Below are 1,044 nucleotides of genomic sequence, written 5' to 3'. Positions count from 1 at the left end.
TGAAGGATACTATTCTACTGATGAGGTAGCAGAGATGTTTAAAATATCAATAAAGCATGCTGGAGTTATAACAAGAGAGAACAACATACCTAAGATAGCACTGAAAGGATTTAATTTCTATGAGAAGGGATCCATTGACCTGTTATACAACAAAAAGAATAAGTATGCAGAAATCACAGACTGGATAACGCCAGAGGAAATGCGTACAACATTTAAAATGACAGCAGATGGTGTACGATCTTTTATTCATAGACATAAGATTCCAGCAAAGGTTGAGTATGGTAGTACCTATTATTCCAAACAACACATAGAGGAAATAAAGAATGGATATTTTGTTGGTAGAGACAGGTATTATTCCGTAGAAGAAGCTACAAAGAAATATAATCTTACAAATTCACTTGTCTTCTATTACGTCAATCACTATAAGCTCACCAGAGTAAAGAAGCAGAAATTCATCTTTTTTAGAAAAGAAGAATTTGACCGGTTAATGGAAAAACGGTTCTCAGAAGATGATTTTATAGCAAATATTGATATATAGTGATATTTACTTTCAATTTACCGATGTCAGCAATATATCATTCGAGAATTTTGAGACATAAAACTATAAAAACAAATAATATGCAGTATTGTAAATCAGTAACTCTCCGTATGCGAGATAGACGAAATGGTACTAAATCATTATTTCTGGACTTTTGGCCAGGCTATAGAAATCCTGAAACAATGGAACTGATTCGTCGGCGTTCGCTTGGCATGTATATATATGCCAACCCCATTTCTACACAACAGAAAAAGTATAATGAAGCTATTCTGGCTAAAGCTGAAGCTATTCGGTGTAAGGTATTCATAGAGGTAATTAATGAGAAATATGACTTCTTTAACCAGGACCGTCTAAAGGAGGACTTTCTTGCATACTTCAAGAATATTGTCAACAGAAACTTTGCGAAGTGTGATGCAGCCTATAAACATTTCAGCAGGTTCTGCCACAACAAATGTACATTTGAAATGCTTGATACCGTATTCTGTAACAAGTATAAAGAATATCTC

General features: G+C 34.1%; 1 protein-coding gene and 1 pseudogene. Both read left to right on the top strand.

Annotated features, from left to right (window positions below; all coding sequences use genetic code 11):
- Window positions 1-538: pseudogene (locus AB5935_RS28005) on the top strand (DNA-binding protein); the annotation flags it as partial.
- Window positions 539-618: 80 nt separating this feature from the next.
- The coding region (locus AB5935_RS28000; RefSeq protein WP_368328100.1) for a phage integrase SAM-like domain-containing protein at window positions 619-1,044 on the top strand (426 nt) is incomplete at its 3' end.

Source organism: Phocaeicola sp. RTP21198st1_B8_RTP21198_201120 (assembly GCF_040929485.1).
In the GTDB taxonomy this organism is placed as follows: domain Bacteria; phylum Bacteroidota; class Bacteroidia; order Bacteroidales; family Bacteroidaceae; genus Phocaeicola; species Phocaeicola dorei.
This window is presented reverse-complemented; position numbering and strand designations above follow the sequence as displayed.